Annotated in this window: 20 protein-coding genes and 1 tRNA gene; 14 read left to right on the forward strand and 7 right to left on the reverse strand. The window is 62.8% G+C overall.

The genetic code is table 11. The features are described 5' to 3' along the window. Nucleotides 1-4 precede the first annotated feature (4 nt). From ACWTU7_RS22730 to glpK, 6 genes are all read left to right on the forward strand, one after another. On the forward strand, nt 5-1,075 hold the full coding sequence (locus ACWTU7_RS22730; protein WP_455840421.1) for an ABC transporter ATP-binding protein: 1,071 nt from the start codon (nt 5-7) through the stop codon (nt 1,073-1,075). 5 nt (nt 1,076-1,080) lie between these two features. After that, the gene (locus tag ACWTU7_RS22735; protein WP_065007669.1) at nt 1,081-1,947 is read left to right on the forward strand and encodes a carbohydrate ABC transporter permease; all 867 of its coding nucleotides are present in this window, start codon (nt 1,081-1,083) and stop codon (nt 1,945-1,947) included. A gap of 112 nt (nt 1,948-2,059) precedes the next feature. Further along, on the forward strand, nt 2,060-2,878 hold the full coding sequence (locus ACWTU7_RS22740) for a carbohydrate ABC transporter permease (RefSeq protein ID WP_455840465.1): 819 nt from the start codon (nt 2,060-2,062) through the stop codon (nt 2,876-2,878). A 27-nt stretch (nt 2,879-2,905) separates the two neighbouring features. Further along, nucleotides 2,906-3,187 (forward strand): DUF2160 domain-containing protein, encoded by a 282-nt coding sequence (locus tag ACWTU7_RS22745; protein ID WP_027151937.1) that lies wholly within the window; start codon nt 2,906-2,908, stop codon nt 3,185-3,187. A 72-nt stretch (nt 3,188-3,259) separates the two neighbouring features. Next, nucleotides 3,260-5,002, forward strand: coding sequence for an ABC transporter substrate-binding protein (locus ACWTU7_RS22750; protein ID WP_029352840.1), 1,743 nt, complete (start codon nt 3,260-3,262; stop codon nt 5,000-5,002). 84 nt (nt 5,003-5,086) lie between these two features. Continuing rightward, the gene (gene glpK, locus ACWTU7_RS22755) at nt 5,087-6,580 is read left to right on the forward strand and encodes a glycerol kinase GlpK (protein WP_455840422.1); all 1,494 of its coding nucleotides are present in this window, start codon (nt 5,087-5,089) and stop codon (nt 6,578-6,580) included. 87 nt (nt 6,581-6,667) lie between these two features. On the opposite strand, the gene ACWTU7_RS22760 is transcribed toward glpK, so the two are convergent. After that, nucleotides 6,668-7,246, reverse strand: coding sequence for a BA14K family protein (locus tag ACWTU7_RS22760; RefSeq protein ID WP_455840466.1), 579 nt, complete (start codon nt 7,244-7,246; stop codon nt 6,668-6,670). A gap of 262 nt (nt 7,247-7,508) precedes the next feature. Here ACWTU7_RS22760 and ACWTU7_RS22765 point away from each other — a divergent pair. Further along, nucleotides 7,509-7,584, forward strand: a tRNA-Lys gene (locus ACWTU7_RS22765). A 135-nt stretch (nt 7,585-7,719) separates the two neighbouring features. On the opposite strand, the gene dprA is transcribed toward ACWTU7_RS22765, so the two are convergent. The 4 genes from dprA to ACWTU7_RS22785 all read right to left on the reverse strand — a co-directional run bounded on the left by dprA (nt 7,720) and on the right by ACWTU7_RS22785 (nt 11,809). Continuing rightward, nucleotides 7,720-8,844, reverse strand: a complete 1,125-nt coding sequence (gene dprA / locus ACWTU7_RS22770) for a DNA-processing protein DprA (protein WP_455840423.1) — start codon at nt 8,842-8,844, stop codon at nt 7,720-7,722. Then, the gene (gene plsY, locus ACWTU7_RS22775; protein ID WP_455840424.1) at nt 8,841-9,428 is read right to left on the reverse strand and encodes a glycerol-3-phosphate 1-O-acyltransferase PlsY; all 588 of its coding nucleotides are present in this window, start codon (nt 9,426-9,428) and stop codon (nt 8,841-8,843) included. The genes dprA and plsY overlap by 4 nt, the downstream gene beginning before the upstream one ends. Before the next feature lie 120 nt (nt 9,429-9,548). Further along, nucleotides 9,549-10,835, reverse strand: a complete 1,287-nt coding sequence (locus ACWTU7_RS22780; protein WP_455840425.1) for a dihydroorotase — start codon at nt 10,833-10,835, stop codon at nt 9,549-9,551. Then, the gene (locus tag ACWTU7_RS22785) at nt 10,832-11,809 is read right to left on the reverse strand and encodes an aspartate carbamoyltransferase catalytic subunit (RefSeq protein ID WP_455840426.1); all 978 of its coding nucleotides are present in this window, start codon (nt 11,807-11,809) and stop codon (nt 10,832-10,834) included. Before ACWTU7_RS22785 ends, ACWTU7_RS22780 begins: the two co-directional genes overlap by 4 nt. 158 nt (nt 11,810-11,967) lie before the next feature. On the opposite strand from ACWTU7_RS22785, the gene ACWTU7_RS22790 reads away from it, so the two are divergent. Continuing rightward, the gene (locus ACWTU7_RS22790) at nt 11,968-13,596 is read left to right on the forward strand and encodes a DNA alkylation response protein (RefSeq protein WP_455840427.1); all 1,629 of its coding nucleotides are present in this window, start codon (nt 11,968-11,970) and stop codon (nt 13,594-13,596) included. On the opposite strand, the gene ACWTU7_RS22795 is transcribed toward ACWTU7_RS22790, so the two are convergent. Further along, entirely contained in the window at nt 13,578-14,516 is a 939-nt protein-coding gene (locus ACWTU7_RS22795) for an AEC family transporter (RefSeq protein ID WP_455840428.1), read from the reverse strand. The genes ACWTU7_RS22790 and ACWTU7_RS22795 overlap by 19 nt on opposite strands. A gap of 167 nt (nt 14,517-14,683) precedes the next feature. Here ACWTU7_RS22795 and ACWTU7_RS22800 point away from each other — a divergent pair, with 167 nt between their 5' ends. Then, nucleotides 14,684-15,262, forward strand: a complete 579-nt coding sequence (locus tag ACWTU7_RS22800) for a hypothetical protein (protein WP_455840429.1) — start codon at nt 14,684-14,686, stop codon at nt 15,260-15,262. Beyond that, complete coding sequence (locus ACWTU7_RS22805) at nt 15,262-15,573, forward strand: DUF6105 family protein (RefSeq protein WP_455840430.1); 312 nt, start codon at nt 15,262-15,264, stop codon at nt 15,571-15,573. Before ACWTU7_RS22800 ends, ACWTU7_RS22805 begins: the two co-directional genes overlap by 1 nt. On the opposite strand, the gene ruvX is transcribed toward ACWTU7_RS22805, so the two are convergent. Continuing rightward, nucleotides 15,540-16,025, reverse strand: coding sequence for a Holliday junction resolvase RuvX (gene ruvX, locus ACWTU7_RS22810; RefSeq protein WP_029352820.1), 486 nt, complete (start codon nt 16,023-16,025; stop codon nt 15,540-15,542). The genes ACWTU7_RS22805 and ruvX overlap by 34 nt on opposite strands. Before the next feature lie 88 nt (nt 16,026-16,113). On the opposite strand from ruvX, the gene ACWTU7_RS22815 reads away from it, so the two are divergent. The 4 genes from ACWTU7_RS22815 to ACWTU7_RS22830 all read left to right on the forward strand — a co-directional run bounded on the left by ACWTU7_RS22815 (nt 16,114) and on the right by ACWTU7_RS22830 (nt 19,283). Further along, complete coding sequence (locus ACWTU7_RS22815; protein WP_455840431.1) at nt 16,114-16,821, forward strand: metal-dependent hydrolase; 708 nt, start codon at nt 16,114-16,116, stop codon at nt 16,819-16,821. A 143-nt stretch (nt 16,822-16,964) separates the two neighbouring features. Continuing rightward, complete coding sequence (gene gatC / locus ACWTU7_RS22820) at nt 16,965-17,252, forward strand: Asp-tRNA(Asn)/Glu-tRNA(Gln) amidotransferase subunit GatC (protein ID WP_029352817.1); 288 nt, start codon at nt 16,965-16,967, stop codon at nt 17,250-17,252. A 7-nt stretch (nt 17,253-17,259) separates the two neighbouring features. Next, the gene (locus tag ACWTU7_RS22825; protein ID WP_455840432.1) at nt 17,260-17,718 is read left to right on the forward strand and encodes a GNAT family N-acetyltransferase; all 459 of its coding nucleotides are present in this window, start codon (nt 17,260-17,262) and stop codon (nt 17,716-17,718) included. Continuing rightward, a complete protein-coding gene (locus ACWTU7_RS22830; RefSeq protein ID WP_455840433.1) occupies nt 17,718-19,283 on the forward strand; it encodes an amidase in 1,566 nt (521 codons plus the stop codon). The genes ACWTU7_RS22825 and ACWTU7_RS22830 overlap by 1 nt, the downstream gene beginning before the upstream one ends. The last annotated feature ends 5 nt before the right edge of the window (nt 19,284-19,288 follow it).

Raw genomic sequence — 19,288 nt, forward strand, 5'->3', positions numbered from 1 at the left:
GCACATGGCGCGCATCGACTGCAACCACATCCGCCACGCGTACGGGCCGCATCCGAAGTCGGACAAGGACTATGCGCTGAAGGAGGTGCATCACGCCTTCGAGGATGGCGGCGCCTATGCGCTGCTGGGGCCGTCGGGCTGCGGCAAGACCACGCTGCTCAACATCATTTCCGGCCTGTTGTACCCCTCGCATGGCGAGCTTCTGTTCGACGGCAAGGACGTGACCAATCTGTCGACGCAGGAGCGCAACATCGCGCAGGTGTTCCAGTTCCCGGTCATCTACGACACCATGACCGTCTACGATAATCTGGCCTTCCCGCTGCGCAACCGCGGCGTTCCAGAACCCGACGTCGACCGCAAGGTGCGCGAAACGCTGGAAATGACGGGGTTGGCCGATATGGCCAAAAGAAAGGCGAGGGGGCTGACCGCCGACCAGAAGCAGAAGATCTCGCTCGGACGCGGGCTGGTGCGCTCCGATGTCAACGCGATCCTGTTCGACGAACCGCTGACCGTAATCGACCCGCACATGAAGTGGGTGCTGCGCTCGCAGTTGAAGCAGCTGCACAGGCGCTTCGGTTTCACCATGGTCTATGTCACGCACGACCAGACCGAGGCGCTCACCTTCGCCGAAAACGTCGTCGTCATGTATGAGGGCGAGATCGTGCAGATCGGCTCTCCAGCCGAACTGTTCGAGCGTCCCAAGCACACATTCGTCGGCTATTTCATCGGCTCGCCGGGCATGAACGTCATGCCGGTCGCGGTCGAAGGCAGGAATGCGCGGCTCGGCAGCCAGACAATCGAATTGCCTGGCGCGCCAAAGGCTGGAACCTCAGGCGTGATCGAACTCGGCATCCGCCCCGAATATGTCAGGCTTGGCGCTAGCGGCATGCCGGTTTCAATCCGGAAGGTCGAGGATATCGGCCGCCACAAGGTGGTGCGCGCCAGTTTCGAAGGCCGCGACATAGCGGCGATCGTCGGCGAGGACGAGGACATTCCGGCCGATCCGAAGATCGCTTTCGACCCGGCCGGCATCAATATCTATGCCGATTTCTGGCGCGTCGAGATGGGAGGCTGAACTCCATGGATAAGACCTGGAACAACAAGGCTTGGTTCATGGTGCTGCCGGTGCTGGTGCTAGTGGCGTTCAACGCAATCATCCCGCTGATGACGGTGGTCAACTATTCAGTTCAGGAGACGTTCGGAAACAACCTGTTCTTCTTTGAAGGCGTTAAGTGGTTCCAGGAAGTGCTTAATTCGCCGCGCTTCCACGCGTCGCTCCTGCGCCAGTTCGCCTTCACCGGGTTAATCCTGCTGATCGAGGTGCCCCTAGGCGTGGCGGTGGCGCTTGCCATGCCGCGTTCCGGCCCATGGGTCGCGGTCTGCCTGGTGTTGATGTCGCTGCCGTTGCTGATCCCATGGAACGTCGTCGGCGCTATGTGGAACATCTTTGCGCTGCCGGACATCGGGCTGCTCGGCTATGTTATCAACGCGATGGGCATCAGCTACAATTTTACCAGCCAGCCGCTGTCGGCGTGGTTCACCGTCGTCCTGATGGACGTATGGCATTGGACCTCGCTGGTGGTGCTGCTTGCCTATGCAGGCCTCGTCTCGATACCCGACGCCTACTATCAGGCTGCAAAGATTGACGGTGCATCACGCTGGTCGGTGTTCCGCTTTATCCAGCTGCCCAAGATGAAGCGCGTGCTGACCATTGCCATGCTGCTGCGGTTCATGGATTCCTTCATGGTCTACACTGAACCGTTCGTACTGACAGGCGGGGGACCGGGCAATGCCACGACCTTCCTGTCGATCGATCTTGTCAAGGCTGCGCTCGGCGAATTCAACCTCGGAATCGCGGCGGCCATGAGCATCATCTACTTCCTGATGACGCTGCTGGTGTCGTGGCTCTTCTACACCCTGATGACCCAATCCGAAGCGGAGGGCTGAGATGACATCGGTGAAGGAAGGCCTTGGGGACAAAAGGGGCGACGTTTTGATGCGAGAGCAGACAACGCCGCCACCGGCGTCGAATGCGACGGGTCTCCAGTCGGCGAGCGTAATGAGCGGGCGCGGCCGGGAGGCGCGCTTCCTTTGGCTCGTGCCGACGGTCTACATCATCTTCCTGATGCTGCCGATCTACTGGCTGCTCAACATGTCGTTCAAGACGACGAACGAAATCCTCGGCGGCTTTTCATTGTGGCCACGCAGTTTCACGGTGGCGAGCTATGTCGAGATCCTCACCAACCCCGTTTGGTACAATGGCTACATCAGCTCCATCAGCTATGTATTTATCAACACTGCGATTTCGGTCAGCGTGGCGCTGCCCGCTGCCTATGCCTTCTCGCGCTACCGCTTCCTTGGGGACAAGCACCTGTTCTTCTGGCTGCTGACCAACCGCATGGCGCCGCCGGCGGTTTTCGCGCTGCCGTTTTACCAGCTCTACTCGGCCATCAATCTCTTCGACACGCCTTGGGCCGTTGCGCTGGCGCACTGCCTGTTCAACATACCGCTCGCAGTGTGGATTCTCGAAGGCTTCATGTCCGGCGTGCCGAAGGAGATCGACGAGACGGCCTTCATAGACGGCTATTCCTGGCCGCGGTTCTTCGTGAAGATATTCATGCCGCTGATCGCTTCCGGCATCGGTGTCACGGCGTTCTTCTGCTTCATGTTCTCTTGGGTCGAGCTGTTGCTCGCCAAGACGCTGACGTCTGTCGCCGCGAAGCCGATCGCCGCCGTGATGACCCGGACGGCGAGCACAGCGGGCTACGAACTCGGATTGCTGGCGGCCGCCGGCGTGCTCACCATCGTTCCGGGCGCGATCGTCATCTGGTTCGTCCGGAACTATATCGCCAAGGGGTTTGCGCTCGGCCGCGTCTAGCGGCGGCGCAGGGAAGGAGTAAAGACGATGGATCTGTCATGGATGGCCTGGACTTGGCAGACCGCCACCTTCTTCGGCGTGATCCTGCTTCTTCTGGTCGGGATGACCGTGTGGGAGTGGGCCAGTCCTGGCGGAGCGCCGCGCCATGGCATTCTCGGCCTCGATACTACGCGTGGCGACCGACTGTTCATTTCGCTGCTAGGCAGCGCCTACATCCATCTCGCTTGGCTGGGTCTTGTCGGACCCAACCTGTGGTGGGCACTCGCCCTCTCGATCGTCTACGCCATCGGCGTTTTTCGATTCGTCTAGGGGGAGAAACTGTTGGAGCGGCCGCGCAACGACCGGTCCGATCGCACTTGAAACCGAAATGGGAGGAACCTCATGCGACGTCACCTACTAACATCGACAACGGCACTAGTCCTGCTGCTCGGGGCCAGTCAGGCCTACGCAGGCATGGACGAAGCCAAGACATTCCTTGACACGGAAATCAATGGTCTTTCGACCCTTGATCGTTCGGCTCAGGAAGCCGAAATGCAATGGTTTGTCGATGCCGCGAAACCGTTCGCCGGCATGGAAATCAACGTGCTGTCGGAAGGTATCCCGACACACACCTATGAATCGACCGTGCTCACCAAGGCGTTCGAGGCGATCACCGGCATCAAGGTCAACCACCAGATCCTCGGCGAGGGCGAAGTCGTCCAGGCAGTGCAGACCCAGATGCAGACCAACCGCAACCTTTATGACGCTTATGTCAACGACAGCGACCTGATCGGCACCCATTCGCGGCTGCAGCTTGCCGTGAATCTCACCGATTTCATGGCCGGCGAAGGCAAGGATGTCACCCTTCCGACGCTCGATCTCGAAGACTTCATTGGCATCAAGTTCACGACCGGCCCGGACGGCAAGCTCTACCAACTCCCGGACCAGCAGTTCGCCAACCTCTACTGGTTCCGCAAGGACTGGTTCGACAAGCCGGAACTCAAGGAAAAGTTCAAGGCCAAGTATGGCTACGATCTCGGCGTCCCGGTGAACTGGTCCGCCTACGAGGATATCGCCGAATTCTTCTCCAAGGACGTGAAGGAAATCGACGGCGTGCAGGTCTTCGGACATATGGACTACGGCAAGCGCGCACCCGATCTCGGTTGGCGCATGACTGACGCGTGGCTGTCCATGGCCGGCACCGGCAGCCCCGGCGAGCCGAATGGCATCCCGATCGACGAATGGGGCATTCGCATGGAGGCGGGTACCTGCAATCCGGTCGGCGCGAGCGTTTCGCGCGGTGGCGAGGCGAATGGTCCGGCGTCGGTCTATGCCATCGCAAAGTGGGACGAGTGGCTGCGCAACTTTGCGCCTCCCGGAGCAGCGAGCTACGATTTCTACCAGTCGCTGCCCGCGCTGAGCCAAGGCAACGTGGCCCAGCAGATCTTCTGGTACACGGCTTTCCTCGCCGACATGGTGAAGCCCAAGTCGGAAGGCAACAACACGGTCGATGATGAGGGCAATTTGTTGTGGCGCATGGCCCCGTCGCCGCACGGCCCGTACTGGAAGGAAGGGCAGAAGATCGGCTATCAGGACGTGGGCTCTTGGACGATCCTGAAATCGACCCCGGCCGATCGTGCCAAGGCCGCCTGGCTTTATGCGCAGTTCGTCGTGTCGAAGACCGTGTCTTTGAAGAAGTCCCATGTCGGGCTCACTCTGATCCGCGATTCCGACATTCGGCATCAGTCGTTTACCGACCGTGCGCCCAAACTCGGCGGCTGGGTGGAGTTCTACCGCTCTCCAGACCGGGTCGCCTGGTCACCGACCGGCATCAACGTGCCCGACTACCCGAAGCTCGCCCAGATCTGGTGGCAGCAGATCGGCGACGTGAACTCCGGGGCGTTCACGCCGCAGCAGGCGATGGACCGCCTCGCTGAGGAAATGGACATCACGATGGCCCGCATGCAGGCCGCCGACGAGTCCGCTAAGGTCTATGGCGGCTGTGGTCCGCGACTCAACGAGCCGAAAGATCCGGCCGAATGGTTGGGCAAGCCGAACGGTCCTAAGGCCAAACTCGAGAACGAGAAGCCGAAAGGCGAGACCATCGTCTATGAGGAACTGATCAAGCGCTGGACCACCCAGTAGGCTTGCCGAACCGCCAAAGCGGAAAGAGACCACAGGGAGGCGGCGCGAGCCGTCTCCCTTCGTTGTAACTGAGGGGTAGACAGCATGACCGGATACATCTTGTCGATCGACCAGGGCACCACGTCCAGCCGCGCCATCGTGTTCGACGGATCCATGAAACTCGTGGGCAGCGGACAAAAGGAGTTTGCCCAGCACTATCCGGCCTCCGGCTGGGTCGAGCACGATCCAGAGGAAATCTGGGACACGGTCGTTTCGACCTGCAAGGCAGCTTTGGCTGCTGCCGGGCGAAAGGCCGCCGACATCGCGGCGATCGGCATTACCAACCAGCGCGAGACCGTCGTCATCTGGGACAGGGCGACCGGCAAGCCGATCCATAACGCGATTGTCTGGCAAGACCGCCGCACCGCGCCGCTGTGCCAGAAATTGAAGAAGCAGGGGCTGGAGAAGAAGTTCACCAGAAAGACCGGCCTGCTGCTCGATCCCTATTTCTCCGGCACCAAGATCGCCTGGATGCTGGACAAGGTGAAGGGCGCGAGGAAACGCGCCGCCAAGGGCGAATTGCTGGCCGGCACTATCGACAGCTTTCTGATCTGGCGGCTGACCGGCGGCAAGGTTCACGCTACCGATGCCACCAATGCCTCGCGAACGCTGGTCTACAACATCGAAAAGAATGCCTGGGACGACGAGCTTCTGGCCATTCTCGGCATACCGGGAAAAATGCTGCCGCAGGTGAAGGATTGCGCTGACGACTATGGAATCACAGAGAAAAGCCTGTTCGGCGCAGAGATAAGAATCCTCGGCGTGGCTGGCGACCAGCATGCGGCGACCATCGGCCAGGCCTGTTTCGAGCCGGGCATGATGAAGTCCACCTATGGCACCGGCTGCTTCGCGCTGCTCAACACCGGCAGCGATCTGGTGCGCTCGAAGAACCGGTTGTTGACGACCATTGCCTACAGGCTGAACGGCAAGACCACTTATGCGCTGGAAGGCTCGATCTTCATCGCTGGTGCGGCCGTGCAATGGCTGCGCGACGGCATCAAGGTGATCGGCAAGGCCGAGCAGAGCGGCGTGCTGGCGGCGAGCGCCGACCCGACCCAACAAGTCTACCTGGTGCCGGCTTTCGTCGGGCTTGGCGCGCCGCACTGGGACGCCGAGGCGCGCGGCGCCATCTTCGGGCTGACCCGCAATTCGGGCCCGGCGGAATTTGCCCGTGCCGCACTCGAATCCGTTGCGTTCCAGACGCGCGACCTGCTCGACGCGATGCGCAGGGACTGGAAGAGCGCGTCAGCGAAGACCGTTCTCAGGGTCGATGGCGGCATGGTGGCGTCGGACTGGACGATGCAGCGGCTTGCCGACATCCTCGATGCGCCGGTCGACCGGCCGACCATCCTGGAGACGACGGCGCTCGGCGCGGCATGGCTGGCCGGCTCGAAGGCCGGCATCTGGCCGAAGACAAGGGAATTCGCCAAGAGCTGGGCGCTCGAACGGCGGTTTCGACCGGACATGGATGCGTTGGTCCGTTCCGCAAAGCTGGCGGGTTGGCGCCATGCTGTGCGCCGGACACTGAGCACGCTGTAGATTGGCGCACCGAAAAGAAAAAGCCTGCGCCGTTGCCGGCGCAGGCTCTTCTCTTCAACGACTTTTGTTCAGCTCTGCCCTGGCTTATCAATAGGGCGAGATGCACTGCCGGCGAGGGCCGTAGTAAGGCTGATACGTGTTGTCGTAGGCCCGGTAAGATCTGTAGCGGCTGTAGCACCACTCCACATGCGCATCGCCGCGATAGATGCGGCGGGGCTGGCTGTTGATGATTGCGCCGGTGATCAGGGCGCCGGTGGCGAAGGCCGCCAGCGGGAACCAGTAGTCGTTGTAGCGACGATAGCCGGGGCGATAATAGCGATAGCCGCGATAGCCGCGCCAATACCTGAAATCGTCACCGGCGAAGCGACGAAAATCGCGGCGGGAAAAATCGCGACGGGCAAAATCCCGACGGAAATCACGGCGGAATTCGCGACGGAAATCACGGCGGAAGTCGCCGCGGCGGAAGTCGCGACGGAAATCGCGGCGTGAAAAATCGCGATCGCCGTCGAAACGCCTCCAACGCCTGTGGTCGACGGTCTGGACATCCGACGAGACGTTCTGACCTAGCGGCACGTAAATGGGCTGGGCGTTGACGGGCACGATCTCCGCTACAGCGAATGACGCTGACAGCGCGGTCGCCAGCAAGCCCGACATGATCCTGTTCATCATCTTCTCCTTGAAAGCGTCGTCCCTTGTAGCCACAAAAACGGGCAGGTTGCGCAATTGTTCCGCAAAAAATAGCAAGCTGCTGATTTGTAACGCGTCTCGGTTTTTGTGCGAGACAGCAACTCCGACCTTGTCGAGACGTTTTGCGAGGCGCCATGAGATCGCGAAAAGCCCGGCTTACGTGCCCACTTTTCCGGTTGACCGGTCGAAGCACTCTCCCTATGTTCCGCGCAATTTCGAGGGCGGCATTCTGAGCCCGCGGGAGCGCGTAGCTCAGCCGGTAGAGCAACTGACTTTTAATCAGTAGGTCCAGGGTTCGAATCCCTGCGCGCTCACCATTGTTTCACGTTAAGATTCAGTTGCTTAGGCTTATCAGCGGATTACTGCCACGACAAACGCGACCGGCAAGAGGCGGCGAGCATCGGGGCAGGTTCTCCCAAGAATCGTGTGCTGAGAGATCCGGAACACTTCGATCACACCAGCGAGACGTTTCCGCCGGCGTGGCGTTCCAGCCGGCCGGCGAGGTCGAGTTCCAGCAGCACCATGAAAACCTGGGCGGGATGCAGGCCGGTGTGGCGGATGATTTCGTCGACCGCCACCGGCGTCGGGCCGAGCGCTTCGACGACGCGGGTGCGGTCGCTCTCGCCGGGCGGCGGCGTTGCGGAAAAGTCGGGCGGTTCTTCGAAGGGTGCTGTCCTTGGCACCAGCGAGCCGACCAGCGGCGCGATCGCATTGGTAATATCCGATGCCTCGGTGACCAGGGTGGCGCCGTCCTTGAGCAAGGCGTTGGCGCCGGCGGCGCGTGGATCGAGCGGCGAGCCGGGGACGGCGAAGACCAGTCGGCCCATCTCGCCGGCAAGCCTGGCGCTGATCAGCGAGCCGGAGCGTTGCGCGGCCTCGACCACGACCAGCCCCAATGCCGCACCGGCGACAAGGCGGTTGCGGCGCGGAAAATCCTGGGGGCGCGGCTCCCAGCCGAACGGCATTTCCGAAATGATGGCGCCGCCGCGCTCGGCAATCTCGTTGCACAGCCCGGCATTCTCGGGCGGGTAGGGCAGATCGAGGCCGCCGGCCAAAACGCCGATCGTGCCTGACGCAAGGCTGCCCTGATGTGCTGCCGTGTCGATGCCGCGCGCCAGGCCGGAGACGATGCTATAGCCGTCGCGGCCGAGTTCGGCGGCGAGCGTCCGCGCCATCTTGATGCCGGCCAGCGAGGCGTTGCGGGCGCCGACAATGGCGACCGCCGGCAAGCGGAACACTGCACCTTCGCCCTTGACCGCGAGCAGCGGCGGCGGATGGTCCATGCTTTTCATCAGCGGCGGATAGTCGGCCTCGCCGATGCCGACGAAGCGGGCGCCGGCCCGCCGGGCAGTCTCCAGTTCCGCCTCGGCCTCGGCCATCGACGGGATGCGGACGCTCTTTCTGGCGCCGCCCGAAATCATCAGCTCGGGCAGCATCTCGAGCGCTGTCTCGGCCGAGCCGAAGCGGTTGATCAGGTCGCGAAAGGTGGCCGGGCCGACATTCGGCGTGCGGATCAAACGAAGCCAGCTCAACCGCTGCCGGTCGCTGAGCTGCGGGCCGGCGGCGCGCTGGCTCACTCCCTGGCCCCGATCTTGCCCTCGGTGCCGGCCAGCAGCCGGGCAATGTTGGCCCGGTGTTTTATGATGGCGATCAGGCTCATCAGCGCGAACAGCCCGGCAATCTGCGGCGTGCTGAGGACATAGAGCGCAATCGGCACGACGACGGCTGCCGTCAGCGCCGCCAGCGAGGAATAGCGGAACAGGAAAGCCATGGCGAGCCAGACGACGGCGAAGATCAGCGCCACCTGCCAGGCAAGAGCGATCAGCACGCCGAGATAAGTGGCGATACCCTTGCCGCCCTTGAAACCGAGCCAGACCGGAAACAGATGGCCGAAAAAGGCGCCAAGGCCGGCCCAGGGCCCGAGTTCCGGTGCAAAGCGACCGGCGATCAGCACGGCCGCCGTGCCTTTCAGCGCGTCGAGCAGCAGCGTGGCGGCAGCCAAGCCCTTGTTGCCGGTGCGCAGTACATTGGTGGCGCCGATATTGCCGGAGCCTATATTGCGGATGTCGCCAAGACCGGCGGCACGAGTGATCAGGAGCCCGAACGGGATCGAGCCGAGCAGGTAACCGAACACCAGCGCCAAGACGATGCCGTAAGCCATTGTTCCCCCAGATATGCCCTAAAGCGCGTCGCGTTTGACCGGCCTCAGCGACGCGCTTTAGGCTACTGTTTTATGCATGTCGTTATCGCAAAACCGCTGCACACTTTTGCGCGACATGCATTAGGCTGAAAACACTGTGCGGCCCGCCACCATCGTTTGCAAGACCTTGCCCTGCAGCCGCGCGCCTTCGAAACAGGTGTTTTTCGAGCGCGAACGGATGCCGCTTTCGCTGACGATCCATGGCTCGTCGAGATCGACCAGCGCAAGATCGGCGACCGCACCCGGCTTCAGCGTGCCGCCGGGCAGGCCGAACAACCTTGCAGGGGCAGTGGACAATGTCTCAACCAATCTAAGCAGCGTCACGTCGTCATTGTGATAGAGCCGCAGCGCCGCACCCAGCAGCGTCTCCAGGCCGATGGCACCGGCCGCGGCGTCGGCGAAGGGCAGGCGCTTGGTGTCGACGTCCTGCGGATCGTGCGAGGATACGATGAGGTCGATCGTGCCGTCCTTGACCGCCTCGATCATTGCCATCCGGTCTTCCTCGGCGCGCAGCGGCGGTGTCAGCCGGAAGAAGGTGCGGTATTCGCCGACATCGTTCTCGTTGAGCGATAAATTGTGGATCGAGACGCCTGCTGTGACATTCGCGCTGTCGGCTTTCGCCCGCGTTACCGCGTTTGCCGCCATGGCCGTCGAGATCTTGGCCGCGTGATAGGCGCCGCCGGTCAGCCGCGCCAGCGCAAGGTCGCGCTCCAGCGGAATGGACTCGGCCTCGCGCGGAATGCCGGCAAGGCCGAGCCAGCTGGCATAGAGGCCTTCATTCATGACGCCTGATGAGGCGAGGTCGGCGTCTTGGGTTTCATGAGCGATCACGCCGCCGAAATCGCGCGCATAGGTCAGCGCACGGCGCATTACCAGTGCGCTTGATATGGTGTGCTGCCCGTCGGTGAAGGCGACCGCGCCGGCCTCGCGCAACAGGCCAAATTCGGTCATCTCGCGGCCTTCGAGGCCCTTGGTGATCGCAGCCGCCGGAAAGATGTTGACGATGGCCGTGTCCTTGGCGGTGCGCAGAACGAATTCGACGAGCGCGACATTGTCGATCACCGGGTCGGTGTCGGGCATCATGACGATGGAAGTGACGCCGCCGGCGGCCGCCGCCACGCTGGCCGAAGCGATGGTTTCGCGGTGCTCACCGCCCGGTTCGCCGATGAAGACGCGCGCATCGATCAAACCGGGGATAACAGCCTTGCCGGCGCAGTCGATGACGACGGCATCTTGCGAAGCGCCCTGGTTCAAGGCCGACTTGCCGGCAGCGACGATCTTGCGGCCCTCGACAATGACCGTGCCGACCTCGTCGATGCCGCGCGACGGATCGACGATGCGGGCCCGGCTGAAGACCGTTGTATTCATGCGCCGCGGCCCTCGAGGTTGCGGTCCTCACGATTGCGGCGGGGGTCGAGCAGGGCTTCCATCACCGCCATGCGCACGGCAACACCCATCTCCACCTGTTCCTGGATGACGCTCTGCGGACCGTCAGCGATTTCCGAGGCGATCTCGACGCCGCGGTTCATCGGGCCGGGATGCATGACCAGAGCGCCGTCCTTGGCCGCCTTCAGCTTCTCGGCATCGAGGCCGAAATAGTGGAAATATTCGCGCACCGAAGGCACGAAGGCGCCTTCCATCCGCTCGCGCTGCAGCCGCAGCATCATCACCACATCCGCGTCCTTGAGCCCTTCGGCCATCGAACGGGTGACGACTACGCCCATTTTCTCGATGCCGGCGGGCAGAAGCGTCGACGGCGCCACGACGCGGACCTGGGCGCCGAGCGCATTGAGCAGCATGATGTTGGAACGCGCCACGCGCGAATGCAGGATGTCGCCACAGATCGCCACGATCAGCTTCGACAGCTGGCCCCTGGCGCGGCGGATGGTCAGCGCGTCGAGCAGCGCCTGCGTCGGGTGCTCATGGGCGCCGTCGCCGGCATTGATCACCGAGCAGCCGACCTTTTGCGCCAGCAGTGCGGCGGCACCCGCCGACTGGTGGCGGATGATCAATATGTCCGGGCGCATGGCGTTCAGCGTCATCGCCGTGTCGATCAGCGTCTCGCCTTTCTTCACCGAAGAGCTCGCCACCGACATGTTCATGACGTCGGCGCCTAGCCGTTTTCCGGCCAGCTCGAACGACGACTGCGTGCGGGTCGAGGCTTCGTAAAAGAGGTTGATCTGGGTGCGGCCGCGCAGCGTCGTGGTCTTCTTCTCCGACTGCCGCGAGATCGCGACCGCCCGGTCCGCCTTGTCCAGCAAAAGCTCGATGTCGGCGGGGGAAAGATCGCGGATGCCCAGAAGATGGCGGTGAGGATAGAGTGGCAGCGAAGCGTCGGTCATCTCAAGGCGCTGCTATAGGGTGGAGGACCTTTGGCTGCAAGCACCAGCTTTGGATTGCGGTCTTTCTCCCCGGTATTTTCGTCGCGCGCGTTGCGCGGCTTGGGCTATAAACCGCTACTGGCTTCGGATTCGTGGCCTTGTGATGATAAGGACAGTGCGTGACCGACGACGTGACGAACCAGCCGCCGCCGCTGGCAGGCGGCAACGCCTGGCGGGGCGATCCGTTGCTGATCCAGCTTGCCGAGCGTTTTTCCGATCCGGTGCGCAAAGATCTCGATGGGCTTGGCCGTTTCGTGCTGACGCAGGAGGCGCAGGAACTGGCTCGCCTGGCCAATGTCGAGACGCCCAAGCTCAGGACCCATGACCGGCAGGGCCGGCGCATCGATCTGGTCGAGTTTCATCCAGCCTATCACGCACTGATGCGCCGGTCGCTGGCAAACGGGCTGCATTCGTCGGTCTGGGAAAATGGCGATGCCGAGATCGGCCGCCGTCATCAGGTGCGCGCCGCGCGTTTCTACCTTACGGCCGAGCTCGAAACCGGGCATCTCTGTCCCATCACCATGACCAGCGCATCGCTGGCAGCGCTGATGGCAAGCCCGAAGCTGTTTCGCGAATGGGCGCCGCGGGTGACGACACGCAAATACGACCAGGGCCAAAAGCCGCCGGTCGAAAAGGCCGGGCTGACGCTCGGCATGGGCCTGACCGAGAAGCAGGGCGGCACCGATGTCCGCGCCAACATCACCAGGGCCGAGCGGGCCGGCAGCAGCTTCTATCGGCTGACCGGCCATAAATGGTTCATGTCAGCGCCGATGTCGGATGCGTTCCTAGTGCTTGGACAGGCGCCGGAAGGACTTTCGTGCTTTCTCGTTCCCCGCATTCTCGGCGATGGTTCGGGCAACGGCTTCCGCTTCCAGCGGCTGAAGGACAAGCTCGGCAACCGCTCCAACGCCTCGTCCGAAGTGGAGTTCGTCAACGCCATCGGCGAGATGGTCGGCGAGCCCGGGGCGGGCGTGAAAACGATCATGGACATGGTGACGCTGACCCGGCTCGACTGCGCGATCGCCTCTTCGGCGATCATGCGTGCCGGCCTGGCCGAGGCCGTCCACCACACCCGTCACCGCCAGGTGTTTGGAACCAATCTGATCGAGCAGCCGCTGATGCAGCGCGTGCTGGCCGACATGGCGCTCGACGTCGCCGCGGCCACCGCGCTGTCGTTCCGGCTGGCGCGCTCCTTCGACGAAGCGGCCGGCGACCGCGGCGAGGCGGCCTTCGCTCGCGCCATGACGCCGGTCGTAAAGTACTGGGTCTGCAAGATTGCACCACCGCTGCTCTACGAAGCGATGGAGTGCCTCGGCGGCAATGGCTATGTCGAGGAGGCGCCGCTCGCCCGCTACTATCGCGAAGCTCCGGTCAACGCGATCTGGGAGGGATCCGGCAACGTCATGGCGCTCGACGTGCTGCGCGTGCTGGCGCGTGCACCCGGCCTGTTCGAGGAGGTGCTGGCCGGCATCGATCGCGATCTCGGCGCCGGCGGACGCGGCACCGTCGGTGTACTCAAGGCGGCAATGCAGGTCGCGGCAACCGACGAGGGCTCGGCCCGCCTGCTCACCGAGCAACTGGCGCTGTCGGCGGCTGCGGCGGAGCTTCGCAGGCTGGGGGCAGGGCGGATCGCCGACGCCTTCGTCGAGACGCGCCTCGCCGGCCAGTGGCGCAACACCTATGGCATGCTCGATTCGCGCCATGACGCGCGTATGATCATCGATACGCTCTATCCGCCGACGAACTGAGCCGCCAGCAGCAGTACAACCGGGATGGTCGCGAAGGAAGCAACCGTCTGCAGCGTCGTAACCGTAGCGTAAAGCTCGGCGTCGCCGCCCATCTGCTTGGCCAGCACATAACCGTTCATGGCGGTCGGCACGGCGCCGCACAGGATGAGAAACAGCAATTCCTCGCCGGTGACGCCAAGCAGGAGCGAAATGGCCAGCAGCAGCGCCGGAAACACCACCAGCTTGACCGCAACCGGGACGAGGATAGCGATCCTGGGCTTGACCAGGCTGTCGAGCCTCAGGCCCGCACCAATGCCGACGAGGCCAAGCCCAAGCGCGGCCTGGCCGATCAGCTGAAGCGTCTTGTTGACCGGCGCAAAAAGTTCGAAGGGCAGCGCGCGCAGCAGAAGACCGCCGGCAGCCGCGATCACCATTGGATCGGTCGCCATGCGGCGGATCAGCGTCGGCCAGTTGGCCGTCCTGTCGGCGAAGCGTGTAACCACGAAAACCGTCACAAGATTGATCGGCAGGATGATGATCGCCATCACCAGCGCGACGACAGCCATGCCGGCGGGCGGAAACAGTTTCTGGGCAATGGCCAGCGCCATGAAACCGTTCCAGCGGATCGACGTTTGGAAAATCGACGAGAATTCGGCCGTTCCGGCAAGACCGGCCTTGCGCAGAAACGGCCACAATGACAGCACGAATACAAACATCAGCGGCACGGTGATTGCCAGCGCCAGCATCATGGCATCCAGCTGCAGGCCGGTGAAATCGGCGTTTACGATCGTCACGAGAATCAGTGTCGGATAGAAGAACCAGTAGCCCAACTGGTCGATGCCGTGCCAGCCGGCCGGATCGATCACGTCGACGCGCCGAAGAATATTTCCGCACAGGATAAGCAGGAAGATCGGCAGGATGCTTTCGAACGTGGCTTGCATGGAAGCGTCTCGGAGGGAGACTGTGCCATAGCAGGCATTACCGGCATGTAAAGCGCCACGACCGGCGCTGTCGTGCTCCTGCAAACGCCCGTTAACCTTAATAAATGGTTTCCATTGCGGTGGCGGGCCGCAAAGCCCACTGTCCTGTTTACGGAAGCAGGAACGCCATGCGGCATATATTGAGCTCCTTTCTGGCCTTGCACTGGGCGGTCGTTTTCGCCCTGCTGGCGTTCCTCTGCATCGACGGGAATCGCGGTGTTGCGGCAGCGCTTGGCGTGCTCGGCGTCGCCGTCCAGAACACCCGCTTCGCCGACCTCGAAAGCGCCGTTGTCGTGGCACCGCTTGCTGTAGCGCTGCTGGTCGTAGCGGTGCTGTTCTGCTGGGCCTTTGTCGAGACTCTGTTTAGCGATCCGACAAATCCGGACGCCACCGACAGCGTCGTGCGGGTCGCCTTCATATCTGCCTCCGGCGTATTGTCGCTGATTATCGTCGGCGGCGCCGCGCAAGGCATCAGCGGGCTGTTCATGGTTGTCGCGGTGCAACTGGCGGCGCTGCTGGCGTCCTATGTCGCCATGCTCGCAGAGTGGCGGTCGGCCCTTGCCGCAGCGGTTCCGGGCACGGGTGAAATCCGTGCCGCCGCGCATGTGATGGCGAAGGCGGCGGCGCACAACTCGGCGCTCTCGCGCATTTCCGGCCGGCTGGACACGAACTTGAGGCCGGACACGAACTTGAGGGATGGCCGCTGATGCGTACCTTGTTCGCGCTATGGGCGGCGCCGCTCGCCCTGTTCTGGGGCTGGTTTTTCCTGTCGCTCAACGACATCAATTTCGGATACATCATGCTGAGCCGCCAATTGCATGACCTCGTCTTCCAGCTTTATGGGGAGATGCTCGGCATTGATCCGGCGCTCATTCCCGGCATGGTGGCAAAGGCCTGCATCTTCGACAGTCTGCTGCTCATGGCATTTTGGGCGTTCCGCCGCCGCCGGGTGATCGGCGCCTGGATCAGGATAATGCGCGACCGCTATTTCGGCCAGGCATCGACGCCGAGCGCCTGAAGCCGGTCGAGAACGCCCTGCAGAATAAAGGCCGCCGCGGCCGAATCGATCTTGCCGGCGCGTTTGCGGCGCGAAAAATCCATCTCGATCAACGTCCGCTCAGCCGCCACCGTCGACAGTCGCTCGTCCCACAAAACGAAGGGCAGGTCGGTCACACCAGCCATGTTGCGGGCGAAGGCGCGGGATTTCTGGGCGCGCGGGCCTTCCGACCCGTCCATGTTGATCGGCAGGCCGAGCACCACGGCGCCGACGTTCTCTTTCTGCAGCAAGGCGAGCAGCACAGCTGCATCCAGCGAGAATTTCCTGCGCATGATGACCGGACGCGGATGGGCGAAGGCAAAGCCCCTGTCGGAAACCGCCACGCCGATGGTCTTGTCGCCGAGGTCGAGCCCGGCCAGCGTCTTGCCGCCGCTGAGCCGCGCCGGCAACTCTTCGATGGTGATGATGCTCAACGGCCTTCCTTGGACCACACGCCGTGGGACTTTAATTTCACTGCCGGCGTTCTATCCTCTGGCGAAGCAAAAATCGAGGAAGGCATTCATGAAACTGACCTGGTACGGACATTCCGCATTCCGCATCGAAACCACCGACGCGAAAATCCTCATCGATCCCTATCTGATCGGCAATCCGTCATGGACGAGCGGCTGGGAAGGACCGGCGGAAGGGGTCACGCATGTTCTTTTGACCCATGGCCATAGCGATCACATCAGCGGTGCGCTCGAAGTGCTTGGGAAAAGCGGCGCTATGCTGGTCGCCAATTTCGAGGTCTGCATGTACCTGGTCGGCCGGGGCGCCAGCGACAAGAAGATCAATCCCGGCAATATCGGCGGCACCGTGGATTGCGGCGGTTTCACCACCACCTTCGTCCAGGCGCTGCATTCATCGTCGTTCCCGGGTGACAATGGCCTGAACACCTATCTCGGCAATCCAGGCGGCCTCGTCCTGCATTTTCCGGAAGACAAGACGCTCTATCACATGGGCGACACCGACATCTTTTCCGACATGGCGCTGATCAACGAATTGCATGAACCGAAGATCGGTATTGTGCCGATTGGCGACCGCTTCACCATGGGTGGCGCGGTGGCAGCCCTTGCCTGCCGACGCTACTTTCAGTTTGAGACGGTCATCCCCAGTCACTTCGGCACGTTCCCGATCATCGACCAGACCGCCGACAAGTTTGTCGCAGGGTTGGAGGGATCCGGCGTGAAGGTGGCGTTGCCGGAGATCGGTGGGACGATTTCGTTGTAGAGGATGCCCAAGGCGGCAGCTATGTCAGCTGCGACAGCGTGGCCTGCCAAGACCTTCTGGGCCGGTTCTCAGCACGATGCATGTTGCGCGGCACGCGCCGCGCCGCTATAGCGCGGACTGGTTTTCCAGAGGCACAAACAACCATGTCCGTTGATCTTCAGACTGTGAAGCGCGTCGCGCGTCTCGCCCGTATTGCGGTGAGCGAGGAGGATGCCGAGCGCATGACCGGCGAGTTGAACGCCATTCTGGGCTTTGTCGAGCAATTGAACGAGGTCGATGTCTCCGGCATCGAGCCGATGACCTCGGTGATTCCGATGGAAATGAAGAAGCGCCCGGACGTCGTCACCGACGGCAGCAAGGCGGCCGACATCGTCGCCAACGCACCGGCCACCGAAGAGAATTTCTTCCTCGTTCCGAAGGTGGTGGAGTAGCGGGCCGATGGCAATCGAGATCGCCATCGAAACGCCGGTGCAGGACGATGTGCGCGGGCTGGTTAAGGAGCTCAACGACGCGCTGCTGGAACTGACGCCGCCGGAGCACTGCTATCACATGACCGTCGAACAGATGGCCGACAACGACACAACTGTCTTCATCGCTCGCGACAACGGCCTTGCCGTCGGTTGCGGCGCGCTGAAGCGCCACGATGGCACCGTCGGCGAGGTCAAGCGCATGTACACGCGGCCTTCGCATCGTGGACAGAAGATCGGCGCCAGGATCGTCGAGCGGATCGAAGCGCTGGCGCGCAATGAAGGGCTGAAGCGTTTGGTGCTGGAAACCGGCGACCGCCATCCGGCAGCGTGGACCGTCTATGAAGGCGCCGGATTTTCGCGCTGCGGCCCGGTACTGGACTATCCCGATTCCGAGTGGTCGGTGTTTTACGAAAAGAGCCTTGCCTGATGAGCGACCTGACCCACCTGACGATTTCGCAGGCCCGCACCAAGCTGCGCGCCAAGGAAATCACCGCAACCGAGATCACCGAAGCCTATCTCCAGGCGATCGAGCGGGCCAATCCGACGCTCAACGCCTATGTCGTCGTTACCGACGACAAGGCGCGCGACATGGCCAAGGCCTCGGACGCGAAGCTGGCGAAGGGCGAGGGCGGGACGCTCGAAGGCATACCGCTCGGGATCAAGGACCTGTTCGGCACCGAAGGCATCCACACCCAGGCCTGCAGCCATGTGCTGGATGGGTTCAAGCCACATTACGAATCGACTGTCACTGCCAATCTGTGGGCCGACGGCGCCGTGATGCTCGGCAAGCTCAACATGGACGAGTTCGCCATGGGCTCGTCCAACGAGACCTCCCACTACGGCCCCGTCATCAATCCGTGGCGGCGTTCGCGCCTCGACACGGTGGTGATGCCAACCACGCATCAGGGCGATGGCGGTTTCGTCTCGGCCGGCGGCACCAGGACCGCGCGCACGCTGGACAACGCCCAGCTGGTGCCGGGCGGTTCGTCAGGCGGCTCGGCCTCCGCCGTTTCAGCGCTCCTATGTGCCGGCGCCACCGCCACCGACACCGGCGGTTCGATCCGCCAGCCCGCCGCCTTCACCGGCACGGTCGGCATCAAACCGACCTACGGCCGCTGCTCGCGCTGGGGTATCGTCGCCTTCGCTTCGTCGCTTGACCAGGCCGGACCGATCGCCCGCGATGTGCGCGACGCCGCGATTCTCTTGAAATCGATGGCCTCGGTCGATCCGAGAGACACCACCTCGGTCGACCGGCCGGTGCCGGATTACGAGGCGGCGATCGGCAAGCCGATCAAGGGCATGAAGGTCGGCATCCCCAAGGAATACCGCGTCGACGGCATGCCCGACGAGATCGAGGCGCTGTGGCAGAAAGGCATTGCCTGGCTGAAAGATGCCGGCGCCGAGATCGTCGACATTTCCCTTCCGCATACCAAATATGCGCTGCCGGCCTATTACATCGTCGCGCCCGCCGAAGCCTCTTCGAACCTCGCCCGCTATGACGGCGTCCGCTATGGGTTGCGCGTGCCGGGCAAGGACATCGTCGACATGTACGAGAAGACCCGCGCCGCCGGCTTCGGCCGCGAGGTCAAGCGCCGCATCATGATCGGCACCTATGTCCTCTCCGCAGGCTACTACGACGCCTACTATCTGCAGGCGCAGAAGGTGCGGAATCTCATCAAGCGGGATTTCGAAAACGCATTCGCCGCCGGCGTCGGCGTCATCCTGACGCCGGCGACGCCGTCGGCGGCCTTTGGCATCGCCGACGAGGACATGGCCGCCGACCCGGTCAAGATGTACCTCAATGACATCTTTACGGTGACGGTGAACATGGCTGGACTGCCGGGTATCGCCGTGCCCGCAGGGCTAGACGCCAAGGGCCTGCCGCTCGGCCTGCAGCTCATCGGCCGGCCTTTCGACGAGGAAACCTTGTTCCAGGCCGCCCATGTCATCGAACAGGCGGCGGGTAGGTTCCAGCCGGAAAAGTGGTGGTAGTGCCG

The organism is Mesorhizobium sp. BHscii, assembly GCF_053848065.1.

What these genes read in the sequence shown, in the direction of transcription:
- ACWTU7_RS22730 (WP_455840421.1), top strand. Translation starts at nt 5, where the DNA reads ATGGCGCGCATCGACTGCAACCACATCCGCCACGCGTACGGGCCGCAT.
- ACWTU7_RS22735 (WP_065007669.1), top strand. Translation starts at nt 1,081, where the DNA reads ATGGATAAGACCTGGAACAACAAGGCTTGGTTCATGGTGCTGCCGGTG.
- ACWTU7_RS22740 (WP_455840465.1), top strand. Translation starts at nt 2,060, where the DNA reads ATGAGCGGGCGCGGCCGGGAGGCGCGCTTCCTTTGGCTCGTGCCGACG.
- ACWTU7_RS22745 (WP_027151937.1), top strand. Translation starts at nt 2,906, where the DNA reads ATGGATCTGTCATGGATGGCCTGGACTTGGCAGACCGCCACCTTCTTC.
- ACWTU7_RS22750 (WP_029352840.1), top strand. Translation starts at nt 3,260, where the DNA reads ATGCGACGTCACCTACTAACATCGACAACGGCACTAGTCCTGCTGCTC.
- glpK (WP_455840422.1), top strand. Translation starts at nt 5,087, where the DNA reads ATGACCGGATACATCTTGTCGATCGACCAGGGCACCACGTCCAGCCGC.
- ACWTU7_RS22760 (WP_455840466.1), bottom strand. Translation starts at nt 7,246, where the DNA reads ATGAACAGGATCATGTCGGGCTTGCTGGCGACCGCGCTGTCAGCGTCA.
- plsY (WP_455840424.1), bottom strand. Translation starts at nt 9,428, where the DNA reads ATGGCTTACGGCATCGTCTTGGCGCTGGTGTTCGGTTACCTGCTCGGC.
- ACWTU7_RS22780 (WP_455840425.1), bottom strand. Translation starts at nt 10,835, where the DNA reads ATGAATACAACGGTCTTCAGCCGGGCCCGCATCGTCGATCCGTCGCGC.
- ACWTU7_RS22785 (WP_455840426.1), bottom strand. Translation starts at nt 11,809, where the DNA reads ATGACCGACGCTTCGCTGCCACTCTATCCTCACCGCCATCTTCTGGGC.
- ACWTU7_RS22795 (WP_455840428.1), bottom strand. Translation starts at nt 14,516, where the DNA reads ATGCAAGCCACGTTCGAAAGCATCCTGCCGATCTTCCTGCTTATCCTG.
- ACWTU7_RS22800 (WP_455840429.1), top strand. Translation starts at nt 14,684, where the DNA reads ATGCGGCATATATTGAGCTCCTTTCTGGCCTTGCACTGGGCGGTCGTT.
- ACWTU7_RS22805 (WP_455840430.1), top strand. Translation starts at nt 15,262, where the DNA reads ATGCGTACCTTGTTCGCGCTATGGGCGGCGCCGCTCGCCCTGTTCTGG.
- ACWTU7_RS22815 (WP_455840431.1), top strand. Translation starts at nt 16,114, where the DNA reads ATGAAACTGACCTGGTACGGACATTCCGCATTCCGCATCGAAACCACC.
- gatC (WP_029352817.1), top strand. Translation starts at nt 16,965, where the DNA reads ATGTCCGTTGATCTTCAGACTGTGAAGCGCGTCGCGCGTCTCGCCCGT.
- ACWTU7_RS22825 (WP_455840432.1), top strand. Translation starts at nt 17,260, where the DNA reads ATGGCAATCGAGATCGCCATCGAAACGCCGGTGCAGGACGATGTGCGC.
- ACWTU7_RS22830 (WP_455840433.1), top strand. Translation starts at nt 17,718, where the DNA reads ATGAGCGACCTGACCCACCTGACGATTTCGCAGGCCCGCACCAAGCTG.